The organism is Enterococcus diestrammenae (assembly GCF_049384045.1).
GTDB classification, from domain to species: domain Bacteria; phylum Bacillota; class Bacilli; order Lactobacillales; family Enterococcaceae; genus Enterococcus_C; species Enterococcus_C diestrammenae.
Genome location: NZ_JBMRGR010000014.1, coordinates 12,060 through 27,295 on the forward strand (window position 1 = coordinate 12,060; position 15,236 = coordinate 27,295).

The window sequence follows — 15,236 nt, forward strand, 5'->3', positions numbered from 1 at the left end:
TAGATCTGAGTCGGTTACCACCGTTATAGGTCAAAGAGTTCAGAACAGTCACTACGTTTCAGGTGTAGGGCTAGTTTTGTTGTGCTTAGTTTTTCTCAGGCAATGGATTACGTGGGTCTTGAAGGTGAATGTGGACAATCTCAAGTTTAAACGAAGGTGGCAGTCAAGGATAGATACTTTAGTATTGGTCGACTACAAAGAAAAAGGATCGACCGGGTTTGGTCAATCCTTTAAAAATATTATCTGAGTAAATTGTGAAGAATACAGATGTAGTATTATATACGAGACTCATACGTACGGTGGGTGCATTGGGAAGGGGAGGAATACTTCTCCTCCACCCTTTTAAATCATATGAACGAGATAGCTTTGTTTCTGATCTTTAAGGAAAATTGGTAATGAATCAATCTCTGCAGAAACATTCACAAATTGACCACCTTCAAAAATTTCTCCATTTGATGCGCAAGTCCATTGGTTTCCTTCTGGAAGATAGACCTCTCTTTCATTCTGCCCAGGTTCTGTAATTGGGGCAACCAAAATGTCTGGTCCATACATATATTGTGTATTCAAGTCCCAAGTGTGCATATCTTTAGGGAAATCATAAAACATTGGTCGCATTACAGGAGCGCCAGTCTCATGAGCTTGTCTCATCAGTTCTCGCGTATAATCTCTCATTGCTTCACGGATATTAATAAACTTCTTCATGATCTGATAATTATCTTCTCCGTAACTCCAAATTTCATTATCAGCACCAGTTCCTTCTGTTTCTTCCCCATCTTGTTTATAAATTGGTTTTCGCGGAAGGCGATTGCCATGAAGACGCATTACAGGGCAGAAAGTTCCAAATTGGAACCATCGTATGAGTAACTCTTGGAAATTAGCATCATGAATATTTCCTCCATGAAAACCACCAATATCAGTTGTCCACCAAGGAATTCCTGAGATTCCCATTTGCAATCCTGCTACTATTTGATCACGAAACGCTTGATAAGTCGACTGGATATCGCCAGACCAAATTAGAGCGCCATACTGTTGACTACCTGCCCAAGCACAGCGAACGAGGTTAACAATATCATTTTGACCACTAGCTTGTTGACCATCAAAGAACCCTTTTGCATATTCTCTTGGATAAATATTACCTTGTTGTAACACACTACCTTTGAAATATCGATAATTATCAAAATCATATGTGCTAAATTCTGGTTCTGCTTCATCTAACCAGAATAGTTTGATTCCATATTTACCATAGTTTTTTTTGCATTTTTCCCAGACATATTCCCTTGCTTTAGGATTGGTTGCATCATAAAAAACGTTATTTCCTTGGAACGACATTTGCACATTTAAACCATGCTCTGTTTGAACTAATAATCCAAGTTGGCGCATTTCTTCAAAGTTTTCACTTCGCCAATCAATCTGAGGCCAGACAGAAACCATTATTTCCATTCCGTAAGAACGCAATTCATCCACCATTGCTTTGGGATCTGGAAAGAGTGATTCATCAAAACGAAAATCACCACAACGAGGCCAGTGATAATAATCAATAACAAAGACATCAACAGGTATTTGTTCTTCATAATACTTTCTGGCTACTTCAAGAACTTCTTGTTGACTGTAGTACCTTAATTTACATTGCCAAAATCCTAAGCCATACTCAGGCATCATCGGAGCGCGACCAGTAACCATACTGTATTGGGTTTCGATCTCAGCTGGAGTATCACCGACAGTAATCCAGTAGTCTAGTTTTGTTGTACTTTCAGCTAACCATTCTGTTTGATTTTTACCAAAGACAACATTTCCGACAGCTGGATTATGCCAGAAGAATCCATATCCTTTGCTTGAGAGATAAAACGGGATAGAAGCTTGAGAATTACGATGTGCTAATTCCATTGTACATCCTTTTAAGTCAAGAATGCTTTGTTGGTACTGTCCCATACCAAAAATTTTTTCTTCAGGATCACTGACAAAGCTCATTTTGAGCTTAAAATCTCCGCCGATATGTGGTTTGAAGGCACGTGCTTTGCGAACTAAGGCCCCACCACCATCAATTTCTTGAAGGATAAGTTCATCTTTATCATTATAGAATCTAACTACGGCAGCGCTATTCCAACCTCTAGTATCAATTGTGGCTGAAATTTTTCCATTTGTAATTTTTGCAATTTCATCTTCTATGGCAATTGTCGCAGTTGAGTTAGAAACATCATGTAATGCACTTGAACTTAAATCAAGTGGTCCATTTGGAACAGAAATTACCCGTAAACTATTTTCTCCCCAAGGAATAATTCGTAATGTTTCGCCTGCATTGTGATATTCTAGATAGTCTTTTTCATGTACAAAGAATTTCATTCTCTTCCTCCTAAATAATATTCAATATGGTTAGTATATGTCTATTAAGGAGAGAGAACCTCTGAAATCCTGTCAAAAAGATATTATTTTTGTGTCGTTTTTCTGAATTGAGATGGGGTCATACCAATAGCTTTTTTAAATGCAATAGAGAAATAATTACTACTATCAAATCCGACCTCAAGTGCAATATCGATAACTGATAGATTAGTACTCCCAAGTAATAAACACGCTCGATTAATTCGATATTGATTTAAATATTGAATAGGTGAAGTTCTAAATGAATGTTTAAAAAAACGGCAAAATTGTTCTTTACTGAGGGAAACAGATTGCGACAAGTCTTGCAGTGAGATTTGATTTTTATAATTTTCCTCAATGTATTTAAGGATCGTTTTCTTTCTATTTTCTTGTAGGTGAATGTTTGCAGATTTAATTTCGTATTTTTTTTCTTTTTGCAGTAAGTAAAAAAGCATTTGGAGCAAATATCCTTTAAGTAGTAGTTCTCTAAAAGGGTGTACTTCACAATAACAGGAATGGAAGTCATTGAAAATGGATTTCATTTTTTCACTGTTGTAATCAAAAGGGCTTAGTATGTAAGATGATAGAAATGTATTGTCTAGAAAAGGAGTTAATTGTGATTTTTGAATTCGATCTTGGCTTTTACTGTCAATAAAATCGGAATGAAAGACAATTGATGAAAAATGACAATGTTGTCCGTAAATCTGAAATGCTCCATGTAATAAATTAGGAGGGATTAGAACGAAAGTCCCTTTTTTGACAAAAAGGGAAATACTATCAACTACTATTTCCATCTCTCCATCTAGAATGTAAAGAATTTCGGCTTCCTCATGCCAGTGGCTATAAAAAATAAGACCATTATCAACATGATCGATATTGTGATATAGCTGTAATTTAAAATCAGCTGTGCCGTGTTGGACAGCTTCTTTAGTATTAAGTGAATTGGTATTATTAATTTTCATACATCTCTCCTGCGACATGATTTTAATATAATATAGACATTATTTTAAATGCTAAACGATTTATTGCCACTATACTTAAGGAGTATAAATTAAAAAACCAAAAATGGAAACGCTTATAAAAACATTTTGTGCTTTTTTAGTATAAAAGATAGACGTAAGTGTTTCAAGACTGGAGGAAGTTATGAAAAAATGGTTATCAATTAGTGTTTTAAGTTTAGCTTTGCTAGTTATTACTACTGGTTGTGGTAGTGGACAGCCTCAAAAGGTATCGGATGACAGTAACGACTCAAAAGAGAAAACGGTAACATTAAAAGTTTGGGTTGATGAAGAATCAGTAGCACAGACAAAAGAGATGGTAGAAGCATTTAAAGAGGAACATAGTGAAAAAGACTACGATGTTGAAGTTGTTGTATCGGATTCAATGAAAGCAAGTGAGAATGTTAAGAATGATCCTGAAGCAGCAGCTGATATTTTTATGATTCCACATGATCATTTAGGTCAATTAGTAGAGTCCGGATCAATTTATAAAAATACCAAGTTTGCCGATGTGCTTGAAGAAGAGATGACTCCAGCATCAATGGAGGGTGCTACTTATCAAGATGAGTTATATGGCTATCCATATGGAGTGGAAACTTGTGTCCTTTATTATAATCGGTCTATGTTATCTGAAGAAGACTTGACATCTTTCGAAAAAATTACCGATAAAGCAAAGATTGGTATTAATTTGGCAGAGTCAGTTTCTGATTATCAAGTAGCACCCTTCTTTGTAGGAAATGGTTCTTTGTTGTATGGAGAAACTGGAGAAGATCCAGAGGGAACAACGTTTAATGATGCTAACGGAGTTGAAACGCTAAATTGGATTATTGATTTAAAAAATAATCCTAATGTTGTTCATGTAAAAGATGACATGGTTAGTAGTATGTTGGATGGAAAAATTGCAGCAGCAATTGGTGGTCCATGGAACAAAAAGGATTTAAAAGGTATGGGCGATGATTTAGGGGTAGTACCGTACCCAACTGCTGACTTTGGAAGTGGTTCAAAACAGATGTATGCATTTCAAGGTGTAAAGCTTTTTGTAGTAAACTCTAGCACGAAAGCTCCTGTTGATGCGATGGAACTTTCAAATTTCTTGGTTAACGAAGAAAATCAGCTGAAGCGTTTTGAATTAACAGGGATTATTCCTAGCAATCAAAAAGTTCAAGAATCGGATGCTGTTAAAAATGATCCTGTAGCAAAAGCCGTGTCGATTATGTCTCAAGAAGATCATTCTGTTGTTATGCCTAAGATTCCAGAAGTATCTACATTTTTCTCGCAATGTAGTCCTCTAATTAATGATGCCTATTCAGGAAAAATTGCTAAAGATGATGTTCAAGCTAAATTAGATCAGTTTGTAGTTGATATTTCTAAATAAGACTGGGTGTGAATAAAGATGGTAGATGCGAAGATGATACAACATAAAGATAAAAATAAGGCTTTATATGTTTTAGGATTCCCAATTATGGGAATCTTTCATATTATGAATCGTCAAGTTGTCAAAGGATTATTATTTTTAGGTTTAGAGTGTTTATTTCTGTTTTTCTTAGGTACATCTGGAGTTCAAAATATTCTGGGATTACAACATTTAGGAACTCGCCAGCAAGGATGGGAGATGGATGAGTCATTAGGGATTGAAGTTCTTGTTGCCGGAGACAATTCGATGTTGATATTAATCTATGGATTAGTTGCGCTAATAGTTGTCGTTGTCTTTGCCTTTCTCTATAGAAGCTACGTTTCTAGTTTAAAGCATTTGGTTCAATTAAAGGAAGAAAATAAGCCAATACCAACTTTTAGAGATGAGTTAAAAAGTCTATTAGATGAGCGCTTTCATCTAACATTACTTAGTATTCCTAGTTTAGCCGTTATCCTTTTTACAGTAACACCTTTGATTTATATGATTACTATCGCCTTCACAAGTTTTGATCATACCCACTTGCCACCTAAGAACTTATTTTCTTGGGTAGGATTTAGTAATTTTGGAAATGTTTTAACAGGAAGAATGTCGGAAACATTTCTACCAGTTTTAGTTTGGACAATTATTTGGGCTACTTGTGCAACGATAACTTGTTTTATCTTTGGAATTTTACTAGCGATGTTTATTCAAAAGAAAACTATCCAAGGGAAAAAGTTTTATCGTGGCATATTTGTATTGACTATCGCAGTTCCGCAATTTGTTTCATTACTAATTATGAGTAATCTATTTCATTCATCTGGTCCTATTAATGAAGGTCTACTAAGTTTAGGGATAATTCAGAATCCTATTCCATTTTTGACGGATCCATTAATAGCGAAAATCTTCGTTATCTTTATTAATATGTGGATTGGGATACCAGTGTATATGCTAATATCTACTGGCGTAATTATGAATTTACCTCAAGATCAGATTGAAGCAGCAAAAATTGATGGCGCTACTTCGTTTCAAATCTTTCAAAAGATAACTTTACCCCAAATAATATTTGTAATGACACCCAATTTAATTCAACAGTTCATTGGGAATATTAATAATTTTAATGTGATTTATCTTTTGACTGCTGGCGGTCCTGCTAACAGTAATTATTATGGAGCGGGAAGTACCGATTTGTTAGTGACATGGTTATATAAGTTAACCGTTGAGAAATCAGATTATAATTTGGCTTCTGTAATTGGTATTTTAACGTTCGTCTTTAGCGCGATTTTTTCATTAATTTTATACACGAGATCAAATGCGTTTAAATTTGAGGGGGAGTTATAAATGAAAAAAAAGAACTTTCTTGATCAGACGTTATTAACGATAATTGCGTTGATTTGGCTTTTTCCAATTGCTTGGATCGTTCTAACTTCATTTCGTTCAGAAGGGGGACGATTTGTTTCATACATTGTTCCCAAAAGTTTTACCTTGAGTAATTATCAAAACTTGTTTCAAAATGATAATTATCCATTTGCAACGTGGTTTTTCAACACTTTGTTTGTTTCAGTAATTTCATGTATCTTGAGCACTATTATTACTATAGCAATGGCATATACGTTATCAAGACTACGTTTTCGATTTCGGAAAAAAATATTAAAAATAGCACTCGTACTAAATATGTTCCCTGGATTTATGAGTATGATTGCCGTTTATTATATTTTAAAAGCAATGAACTTAACTCAAAGTTTATTTGCATTGATTTTAGTTTATTCATCCGGAGCAGCCCTCGGTTTCTATATTGCTAAAGGATTCTTTGATACGATTCCGCGTTCATTAGATGAATCGGCTATGATTGACGGTGCTACAAAATTTGATATTTTTATTCATATAACTATACCGTTATCTAAACCAATTATTGTTTACACGATGCTAATGGCTTTTATCGCTCCTTGGATGGATTTTATTTTTGCAAAAGTAATAATGGGGGATAATGTGGAGAAATATACTGTCGCAATTGGTCTTTTCTCGATGATGACTCGTTCGAGTGCAAATTCAAATTATATGTCCTTTGCTGCAGGGTGCGTCTTGATAGCTATACCAATAACCCTTCTATTTATGAAACTACAAAAATATTATGTTGAGGGTATCACCGGTGGAGCTGTTAAAGGTTAAATTAATAAAAATGAAAGAAGCGTGCATAAATGAAGTATAGTGATGGTGGCTGGCTGATTAGGCCAGAATATGAAGTAAAGTATGCAGTACACGTATATGATGTAAAAGCCGAAGAAGATAAGTTGATTTTTTATCTTCCGTATAGTTATGTTTCTCATAAGGGAGCAACATTAGATGGTGGTTTACTCACTATGGAAGTATTTACTCCACGGGAGAATATTGTTGGTATAAAATTATACAATTATAAAGGTACTCAAGAGAAGGCTCCTAATTTTAAACTGTATACAACAGAAATTACTCCTAAAATTAGTGACAATCAGGAGGAGTACAGATTTAGTTCTGGAAATCTTGAAGTAGTTATTTCAAAAGGAAAAGAATTAAATTGTAAGTTCTATTACCAGGGAAATCTAATCACCCAAAACTTCCCTAAAAGTAAAGCCTTAGTTATAGATCCAGAAAAAATTACGCACGTAAGTGATCAATTAAGTATTGATGTCGGTGAAAATATTTATGGGCTAGGCGAACGTTTTACAAATTTTGTTAAAAATGGTCAAACGGTTGATATATGGAATGCTGATGGTGGTACTGGTACGGAACAAGCCTATAAAAATATTCCTTTTTACCTGAGCAATAAGGGATATGGCGTTTTTGTAAATTCACCGAGTCAAGTTAGTTTTGAAGTAGGCAGTGAAAAAGTATCTAAAGTGCAGTTTAGTGTACCTGGGCAAGCATTAGAATACTATGTCATAGGTGGTGCTAACGCTAAAGAGGTTATTGAGCGGTATACGGATTTGACAGGAAAACCTTCTTTGCCGCCTGCGTGGTCATTTGGCTTATGGTTAAGCACTTCTTTCTTAACTAATTATGATGAAGAAACAGTAACATCTTTTGTTGATGGTATGCTAGAAAGAGATATTCCGCTGGAAGTTTTTCATTTTGACTGTTTGTGGATGAAAGAATATGAATGGTGTAATTTTGAATGGGATGAACGAACTTTCCCGGAACCGGTTGCAATGTTACGCAGATTGAAGAAAAAAGGCTTGAAAATATGTGTTTGGATTAATCCATATATTGGGCAAAAATCACCACTTTTTGATGAAGGAATGAAAAATGGTTACTTCTTAAAGAAAGAGAATGGTGATGTTTGGCAATGGGATAGATGGCAAGCTGGAATGGCTGTAGTAGATTTTACTAATCCGAAAGCTGTTACATGGTATCAATCATATTTGAAAAAATTATTAGATATGGGTGTGGATTGTTTTAAAACAGATTTTGGTGAACGAATCCCAGTAAATGTTGTTTATCATGATGGCTCAAATCCAGAGAAAATGCATAACTATTATTCCTACTTGTACAATAAGGTGGTATATGATTTGTTGGTGCAAGAAAAGGGTAAAGAAGAAGCTGTTGTATTTGCTCGTTCCGCGACAGTAGGTTCTCAACAAATGCCCGTTCATTGGGGTGGAGATAGTACTTCAGATTACCCATCTATGGCAGAATCTTTGCGAGCTGGATTATCCTTTGGGTTAGGTGGCTTTGGGTATTGGAGCCATGACATATCAGGATTTGAGGCAGGCGCTAATCCTGATTTATATAAACGGTGGACCCAGTTTGGGTTGCTGTCTTCTCATAGCAGGTATCATGGCAGTTGGGAATATAAGGTTCCATGGCAATATGGAGAAGAAGCGGTAGATGTTGCGAGGGTATTTACGAAACTAAAAATGCGGTTAATGCCCTATCTCCAAGCTGAATCAGTCTATACTTCACAAGCCGGAATTCCAATGATGCGGGCGATGTTTTTAGAATTTCCTGAAGACCTAGGTACGCATACGTTAGATCGGCAGTATATGCTGGGTAGTAACCTACTAGTCGCACCAATTTTCAATGAAGAGGGGAATGTCAGTTTTTATGTTCCTGAAACTAACTCTGGAATTTGGACAGACTATCTGACTGGTAAAAAATATAATGGAGGTAAGTGGTATTCTGAAGCATATGATTATTTCCATCTCCCTCTATTAGCAAGGCCAAACAGTATTATCGTTGAAGGATGCGTTGATAATCAAGCTGTTTATGATTATGCAGATAATGTTACAATTCGAATATTCGAACCTGAGTTGGAAAAAGAACTGCATCAAGTAGTTTACGATCATAATGGAAATATAAAAGCTGATATTTATTTCGAGTGGTTAGGAGAAAAATATAAAGTAAAAATCGAAGGGATTGAGCAAACTGAAATCCTTATTGATAGAAGCAACCCTCGAAGCCAATCTGAAAAAACAATAGAAAATTATGAGGCCGGAAAATTTGAAATAAGTTCTGAAGTAACACGGATTATTATTAAAAAATAGTCTATCAATATTGATGAAAGACTATCGCAAACCAAAAATGACAAGACTCTCTAGATATGGAACAGAGAGCCTTGTCATCTTTGTTTACAAAGTTAATTAAAAATTCCTTCAATACAGGCTATCTGCTTGGACGCTTTCACTATCTCGCTGTTGATGGTTTAGATCAACCAATTTATTCACTAGCGCCATCTTTTCTAAAATCGTCGTGCAGATTTCGTCAATGCGACTACCGGGACGATAATCCGCTGGTGCAATGAAATCCACGCGGCGGTTAGTCAACAGGCTACTGACTCGCTGCCGTTCGGTGTAGACGGCGATGGATTGGCCACCGTTGATTTTGACTAACTTCATGCAGGGCACATCAGTCATCCCGTCACCGATGTAGATCATATTGCGAAAAGGAATCCGGCGGTTACGATCTTCGACAAATTCATTTAGCGGTTCGTCTTCGGTCATTGGGAGGACCCCTTTGTTAATGCGGAACAAAAACTGGGTCTTATTGGTGTAGTTGACCGTCAAAGCCGGCCAGTCTGCTGCGCCATTTTGATCGTAGTGAAATTCGCAAGCGTAGATTTTCTTGAACTCTCCGTGAATCGGCGTGCCTTCGATAATCTCTGTCAAACCACTGGAAATAATGTAGTGCTCGATTTGCAAGCCAAGACGTTCCCCCAGAGCGTTCATCCGGGAAAACCAGCTCTCTACCCCCGGAAATAGCTCCACGTCCCGGCCCATCTCTACGAAGTCTTGCCGGCGGATAGGCAGTCCTTGTGCAGTAGCGGATTTGATCATATAATACATATATGAAATGATGCGCTCCATGTTTTCTGTTTCAGCCAAATTGGCGACTTCTTGCCAAAAGGAGGCGGCGTCCACCCCTAGCTCGGGGATGAAGGAATATTCTTGCATGTCTTTGGTACATAACGTTCGATCAAAATCGTACATAAAAGCGACGATGGGTTTAGTCATGGAAAACACATCCTTTACTAGTCTCGATGGTGCAGGCTTTCCTACAGTCATCTTTCTTCTATAGTATAACAAAGTTGGGCAAATGATGGGGTGTTTGCTATACTTGAGATAACAAGTAGCTAGAAAGAAGGGAAACAAATGGGGGTCGAATTTGAAGCCGAAGAAGTGTTTGACTCAATGCGGAAACAACGCTTTGAGCCTAGTCGTTATTTTATGGACTTTCACATTGCGGGTTTTGCTTACTATGACGGGTTGGATGTGATTGATGAATTAAAACTAGGGACGCCGGTAACTTTAGTGAGTGAGCCGGACAATCCACACGATGCCGATGCTGTGGCGATTTATTACAAACATAAAAAGCTGGGGTATATTCCAGCGGGCAAAAACCAACTATTCACTACGTTTTTGTATTTTGGCCACACGGATATTTTTGAAGCCCGGATTCAGATGGCCAAGATGGACAACCATCCCGAGCGGCAATTTCGCGTGGTGGTGCGCGTGAAGGATAAGCGCAAGTCGCCACAAGAGTAGAAGTGGCAAGGAAAAACGCCACCCTATTTTCTTTAGTAAAAAGGGGATGGCGTTTTTGTTATACCCTCAAGCTAGTGATTTGACAGTAAAGCTGATGGCTGCGAGGAAATTCGGTGGCTAGCAATTTTTTGAATAGTTTGAGGGCAGATTGTTCAGTTAAATCGGTGTAGGTTTCCTTTTTATAGCCATTTTCTGTTATTTGAAACAGGTCTCCTTGTTTTTCAATAGTCACTTGTCGATCCTTTTTGTGGGTGAGTAGGGTGATGCTGACAGTGGTGGCGTGTTTTAGTTGCTGTTTGACAAAGCGGAGGGCCGTTTGTTTGGTAATCGTCTTCATGGTTGCTCCTTTAAGTATTTGTTGACTTCTTTATCAAAACGGACTTTTTGCAAGGTTTTTGTCAGGTAGCAAGCGACGATTGTCTCTTTTTGATAGGTATAGGCTAGCCGATAAAAATCTCGTCCTACGCGAATTTTTAGTTCATAGAGGGCGACCCCTTGCCTCACAAGCTTAATTTTTGATGAATGGCTAGTGACGTAGATGGGTAATTTTATCTGGATAAAGTCGAACAATTGTTTTTGCTCGTCGGGATTTGAAAAGTAGTTCCTGACAAAAGGGGTGAGTTGAATTTCCATCGGTAGTCCTCCTTTACCTTGTTATTGTACCAGTCTTTTTAGGAAAATAAAAAGTGGTCCTGCTTCGCTTGGGTAAAAGCGAGCAGGACCTTCGTTGTTTGTGTCAGTTTTCACTGTATACCATTTCTAAAAAAAGAACCGCAAACTAGCGGTTCTTGCAAAGACTTAAAATAATGACAGCTGTTGATTTTCTGGCTCGAAGGTCTGCAAATAACGAAACACTGCTTCATTGTGGTGCATAATGCCGTATGCTTCACATAGCTGATGATAGACCTGCATCAACTGTTGGTTGTTTGGGCTGCTGCACTCGTACCGGTTGCCAAAATGTTGGATGTAACGTTGTTTGACACCGGGAAATAAACGATCCAACTGCTGGTAAAAATATTCTCGGTTGCCTTCTCGTAACGTGACACCGAAGCCAAAGTTGATAATCCCTTTGACGCCCGTTTCATGACAAGCTACTAGTAAGGCACGGAGATTTTCCTCTGTATCTGTCAGAAAAGGCAAAAGCGGTCCTAACCAAACAACCGTGGGAATTCCCCGCTTTTGACACTCTGCTAGTACGCGGATTCGTTGGGAGGTGACAGATACACGAGGTTCGATTTTTTTGGCTAACCTATCTTCACTGGTGGTCAAGGTGACTTGGACGACAGCTTTTGTCTTATTGTTGATGCGTTGGAGTAAATCGATATCGGCTAGCACCCGCTCGGATTTTGTCAAGAGTGCGACGCCGAAACCCAATTCTTCTACTAGTTCCAAGGATTGTCGGGTCAATCGTAATTTTTCCTCCAAATGTAGATAAGGATCAGTCATGGCGCCAGTAGAGATCATGCAAGCCTGGCGCTTTTTCTGCAATTGCTGACGCAAAATGGCAATGGCATCCTCTTTGACCTCGATATCCTCAAACCCATGGTCCATTTGATAACAAACACTGCGACTATCACAATAAATACAGCCATGGCTACAACCACGATATAGATTGAGCCCATTTTTCGGTGAAAGAATGGTCTTGTAGCGCTTGGTATGCATTGCGAGCCTCCTTTGTTCACACAAATATACGAACATGCGTTTCTGTTTTTCTTTTAGGATAGCAAAGGTGGCGGGGATTGGCAACTAGACGTTCTTTATCAGGAAGTGTACACCAAAATATCGACCTCAAATAAAGAAAGATACTACCAATTAAAGGATAGTTTTACTTTATTTGAAGATATTTTGTATGAAAGTGTTATCGATTAATCTCATTTTTTTCAAGCACAGCATTAATAGTCTTTTTCATAGATAGAGCATATGACTGATTTTGTAATAGATAAATAGATATAACATCAATTAAATACATTAATGAAAATTGAGAGTTAATAAAATTTTCTTTATTTAAAAATAGAGAATTATAAACGAGAAGAAAGAAATCACTATTCCTTGTTAAAGGACTATCGATAAAACTTGTAAACGATACGACGCTAGCTTTTTTTTCTTTAGCTGCAATAACAGCATTGACGATATCTTTACTCTCACCGGAATTCGAAATAGCAATGACAAGATCATTTGGGTTCAGCAAACTTGTTGTAATGCGCATAGTATCAGGTTCGATACATGTATGAACATTTAAACCCATTCGCATTAATCGGGTTTTGAGTTCAGTAGCTGTAAGTGCAGAACTCCCTAGACCGAATATATATATATGATCAGATTGGTTAATTAATTTGATTAATTTTAAGATATCAGTTTCATTGATTGATCTGATGTTATTTTCGATAACTTCTTTGTAATAGGAGCTAACTTCATCTAATGTATTATGGATCTCTTTATCATACATTTTTTCATTATTAAGATAAGCCGTAGTCATTGCTAGCTTAATTTTAAGGTCTGCGTAATTTTTACATTCCATTTTCTTACAAAATCGAGTAATAGAACCTATTGATGTATTTGTTTCACTTGCTAATTGATTGATTGTCATTGACTGAGTTTTATCTGGGTTTTCAAGAATAAACATACCAATACTGCGTTCTTTAGGAGCAAGATAGTTAAATTTCTGTTCAATTAGTTTAAGAATATCCATCTATTTTATGCCTTTCTTGTGTAAAAAGTATATGAGTGCACCAATTAGTCCAGCATTATTACCAAATTTTGCAAGCGAAAGTGAAATATGTGTTTTAAAGCTTTTTTCTAAGGAATTATCTACTATATTTTGAAGTTTATTTATAAATAATTGATTGTTCATAAATATACCTCCCCCAATAATGATCAAATCTGGAGCAAGTATATATTGTATCATAAGAATACCAGAGGCGATATTTTTAAGCCAGTCATCTATAATAGGTTCAATTTTGTGGTTTGACTCTAAATTCGCTAGAACTTCACGCCCATTTGTTAGGTTAAGGTTTAGTTCTGAGTTAATAGAATCAATAAGTGATTTAGTACACGCAATATCTTGATAATTTAGATTGTTATTGATTGGTAAGTATCCAATTTCTCCGGCATAACCTGTATTGCCAGTATAGAGTTTTCGATCAATAACGCATGCTCCGCCTATTCCGGTTCCAACTGTTAAACAAAAAACATTTCTATATTTGTCGTTTAAATATGACATTTCCGCTAATAAAGCACAGTTTACATCGTTTTCAATTGTGCATGGAAGAGAACACTGTTCCCATACTTCTGTAGCAACCTTTGTTCCTGTATATCCAGGAATTGTTTGTCCCGCAGACTTAATTGAACCATGCTTAGGGTCAATCACACCAGAACTAGATATGCAAACCCCTTCTAATAGATACTTCTGTTTTTCAAAATTAGTGATTGCAATTATTTGATTCAAAATATTATTATCTTTTTTTGTTTTTTCTGTAGGAACTTCCTGTACTTCTTGTAGATAATGAAAGTTATTAGAGACTACCGCATATTTGATATTAGTTCCCCCAATATCGAAGCAAAGATAGTTCATGATTTACCTCCGAATACTAATAATGCATCATGAAATTTTTTTGCAATTTCTTGTGGTCGTGTAATTGCGCCACCTACTACAACACAATGCGCACCGTTTGCCAAAGCCTTTTGAGCTTTTTCAGGAGTATTAATCTTTCCTTCTGCAATTACAGGCACATTAACAGCAGTTACTAAGTTTTTTAAAAAGGAAAACTCATTATCAGCAATATTTTGACCTTTAGTGTATGTGGTATAACCATGAAGTGTAGTACCGATAAAATCAAATCCTAACTTCTCAGCGTAAATGCCTTCCTCTATTGTTGAAATATCCGCCATAAGCAGAATATTTGGATAGTTTTCACGTGTATATTGGACAAGTTTCTCTAGCGATTCAGATGGTCTTTCTTGCTTTGTTGCATCAAGTGCAATTATTTCTACATCACAATGAGCTAAACAGTCAATTTCTTTTTTTGTTGGAGTGATGTAGACATTTGAGTTTGGATAATCTTTTTTTATTATACCAATTATAGGTAAATTAGTGATGTGTTTTATTTCTTCAATATCATTAACAGAATTGGCTCGAATCCCGCCAGCTCCAGCTTGTGTCGCTGCCAAAGCCATTCGTCCCATAATAAAGCTGCTATGAAGCGGCTCATTTTCAAGAGCTTGACAAGATACTATCAACTGATTTTTTAACTGATTTTTTAACATAAGTTGCCTCCAACTAATACTATTTAGCAATAAAATAGCACACGATAATAATTATTTCAATAATTTTATTTTAAGTAATAATTATATTTTTATATAAAAAATATCGCAATAAAAATATTGAAATAAAAATTATATTATGCTAGTATAAATCCAACGCTAGATGGAAGCGGTTAAAAATTATTGGAGGATGATTAAAGTGAAACTTATGAAAAAAGT

At 36.4% G+C, this 15,236-nt stretch carries 14 protein-coding genes; 5 read left to right on the forward strand and 9 right to left on the reverse strand.

Annotation, left to right across the window (positions count from 1 at the left end):
• Window positions 1–342: 342 nt before the first annotated feature.
• Both ACO03U_RS10180 and ACO03U_RS10185 read right to left on the reverse strand, forming a co-directional pair.
• Window positions 343–2,340, reverse strand: coding sequence for a glycoside hydrolase family 31 protein (locus ACO03U_RS10180; RefSeq protein ID WP_204687246.1), 1,998 nt, complete (start codon window positions 2,338–2,340; stop codon window positions 343–345).
• A gap of 83 nt (window positions 2,341–2,423) precedes the next feature.
• Window positions 2,424–3,317 (reverse strand): helix-turn-helix transcriptional regulator, encoded by an 894-nt coding sequence (locus ACO03U_RS10185; protein ID WP_204687247.1) that lies wholly within the window; start codon window positions 3,315–3,317, stop codon window positions 2,424–2,426.
• A gap of 181 nt (window positions 3,318–3,498) precedes the next feature.
• On the opposite strand from ACO03U_RS10185, the gene ACO03U_RS10190 reads away from it, so the two are divergent.
• From ACO03U_RS10190 to yicI, 4 genes are read left to right on the forward strand one after another with little or no spacing between them, the layout of a single operon-like run.
• Window positions 3,499–4,728, forward strand: a complete 1,230-nt coding sequence (locus ACO03U_RS10190; protein WP_204687248.1) for an extracellular solute-binding protein — start codon at window positions 3,499–3,501, stop codon at window positions 4,726–4,728.
• Window positions 4,729–4,746: 18 nt separating this feature from the next.
• A complete protein-coding gene (locus tag ACO03U_RS10195; protein WP_204687249.1) occupies window positions 4,747–6,084 on the forward strand; it encodes a carbohydrate ABC transporter permease in 1,338 nt (445 codons plus the stop codon).
• Entirely contained in the window at window positions 6,085–6,912 is an 828-nt protein-coding gene (locus tag ACO03U_RS10200; protein ID WP_204687250.1) for a sugar ABC transporter permease, read from the forward strand.
• Window positions 6,913–6,941: 29 nt separating this feature from the next.
• Complete coding sequence (gene yicI, locus ACO03U_RS10205; protein ID WP_204687251.1) at window positions 6,942–9,260, forward strand: alpha-xylosidase; 2,319 nt, start codon at window positions 6,942–6,944, stop codon at window positions 9,258–9,260.
• Window positions 9,261–9,368: 108 nt separating this feature from the next.
• On the opposite strand, the gene ACO03U_RS10210 is transcribed toward yicI, so the two are convergent.
• The gene (locus ACO03U_RS10210; protein WP_161869021.1) at window positions 9,369–10,226 is read right to left on the reverse strand and encodes an HAD family hydrolase; all 858 of its coding nucleotides are present in this window, start codon (window positions 10,224–10,226) and stop codon (window positions 9,369–9,371) included.
• Between the two features lie 138 nt (window positions 10,227–10,364).
• Here ACO03U_RS10210 and ACO03U_RS10215 point away from each other — a divergent pair, with 138 nt between their 5' ends.
• Window positions 10,365–10,757 (forward strand): HIRAN domain-containing protein, encoded by a 393-nt coding sequence (locus ACO03U_RS10215; RefSeq protein ID WP_423104714.1) that lies wholly within the window; start codon window positions 10,365–10,367, stop codon window positions 10,755–10,757.
• Between the two features lie 58 nt (window positions 10,758–10,815).
• On the opposite strand, the gene ACO03U_RS10220 is transcribed toward ACO03U_RS10215, so the two are convergent.
• The 6 genes from ACO03U_RS10220 to ACO03U_RS10245 all read right to left on the reverse strand — a co-directional run bounded on the left by ACO03U_RS10220 (window position 10,816) and on the right by ACO03U_RS10245 (window position 15,020).
• Window positions 10,816–11,094, reverse strand: coding sequence for a hypothetical protein (locus ACO03U_RS10220; protein WP_423104715.1), 279 nt, complete (start codon window positions 11,092–11,094; stop codon window positions 10,816–10,818).
• Window positions 11,091–11,390, reverse strand: a complete 300-nt coding sequence (locus tag ACO03U_RS10225) for a hypothetical protein (protein ID WP_204687252.1) — start codon at window positions 11,388–11,390, stop codon at window positions 11,091–11,093. The genes ACO03U_RS10220 and ACO03U_RS10225 overlap by 4 nt, the downstream gene beginning before the upstream one ends.
• 165 nt (window positions 11,391–11,555) lie before the next feature.
• A complete protein-coding gene (locus ACO03U_RS10230) occupies window positions 11,556–12,419 on the reverse strand; it encodes an SPL family radical SAM protein (RefSeq protein ID WP_204687253.1) in 864 nt (287 codons plus the stop codon).
• 196 nt (window positions 12,420–12,615) lie between these two features.
• Entirely contained in the window at window positions 12,616–13,446 is an 831-nt protein-coding gene (locus tag ACO03U_RS10235) for a MurR/RpiR family transcriptional regulator (RefSeq protein WP_204687254.1), read from the reverse strand.
• Window positions 13,447–14,328 (reverse strand): ROK family protein, encoded by an 882-nt coding sequence (locus tag ACO03U_RS10240; RefSeq protein WP_204687255.1) that lies wholly within the window; start codon window positions 14,326–14,328, stop codon window positions 13,447–13,449.
• Entirely contained in the window at window positions 14,325–15,020 is a 696-nt protein-coding gene (locus ACO03U_RS10245; RefSeq protein ID WP_204687256.1) for an N-acetylmannosamine-6-phosphate 2-epimerase, read from the reverse strand. Before ACO03U_RS10245 ends, ACO03U_RS10240 begins: the two co-directional genes overlap by 4 nt.
• Window positions 15,021–15,236: the final 216 nt, after the last annotated feature.

Excerpts from the sequence above, each read along its gene's own strand:
- ACO03U_RS10180 (WP_204687246.1), bottom strand. The coding sequence starts at position 2,340 with ATGAAATTCTTTGTACATGAAAAAGACTATCTAGAATATCACAATGCA.
- ACO03U_RS10185 (WP_204687247.1), bottom strand. The coding sequence starts at position 3,317 with ATGAAAATTAATAATACCAATTCACTTAATACTAAAGAAGCTGTCCAA.
- ACO03U_RS10190 (WP_204687248.1), top strand. The coding sequence starts at position 3,499 with ATGAAAAAATGGTTATCAATTAGTGTTTTAAGTTTAGCTTTGCTAGTT.
- ACO03U_RS10195 (WP_204687249.1), top strand. The coding sequence starts at position 4,747 with ATGGTAGATGCGAAGATGATACAACATAAAGATAAAAATAAGGCTTTA.
- ACO03U_RS10200 (WP_204687250.1), top strand. The coding sequence starts at position 6,085 with ATGAAAAAAAAGAACTTTCTTGATCAGACGTTATTAACGATAATTGCG.
- yicI (WP_204687251.1), top strand. The coding sequence starts at position 6,942 with ATGAAGTATAGTGATGGTGGCTGGCTGATTAGGCCAGAATATGAAGTA.
- ACO03U_RS10210 (WP_161869021.1), bottom strand. The coding sequence starts at position 10,226 with ATGACTAAACCCATCGTCGCTTTTATGTACGATTTTGATCGAACGTTA.
- ACO03U_RS10215 (WP_423104714.1), top strand. The coding sequence starts at position 10,365 with ATGGGGGTCGAATTTGAAGCCGAAGAAGTGTTTGACTCAATGCGGAAA.
- ACO03U_RS10220 (WP_423104715.1), bottom strand. The coding sequence starts at position 11,094 with ATGAAGACGATTACCAAACAAACGGCCCTCCGCTTTGTCAAACAGCAA.
- ACO03U_RS10225 (WP_204687252.1), bottom strand. The coding sequence starts at position 11,390 with ATGGAAATTCAACTCACCCCTTTTGTCAGGAACTACTTTTCAAATCCC.
- ACO03U_RS10230 (WP_204687253.1), bottom strand. The coding sequence starts at position 12,419 with ATGCATACCAAGCGCTACAAGACCATTCTTTCACCGAAAAATGGGCTC.
- ACO03U_RS10235 (WP_204687254.1), bottom strand. The coding sequence starts at position 13,446 with ATGGATATTCTTAAACTAATTGAACAGAAATTTAACTATCTTGCTCCT.
- ACO03U_RS10240 (WP_204687255.1), bottom strand. The coding sequence starts at position 14,328 with ATGAACTATCTTTGCTTCGATATTGGGGGAACTAATATCAAATATGCG.
- ACO03U_RS10245 (WP_204687256.1), bottom strand. The coding sequence starts at position 15,020 with ATGTTAAAAAATCAGTTAAAAAATCAGTTGATAGTATCTTGTCAAGCT.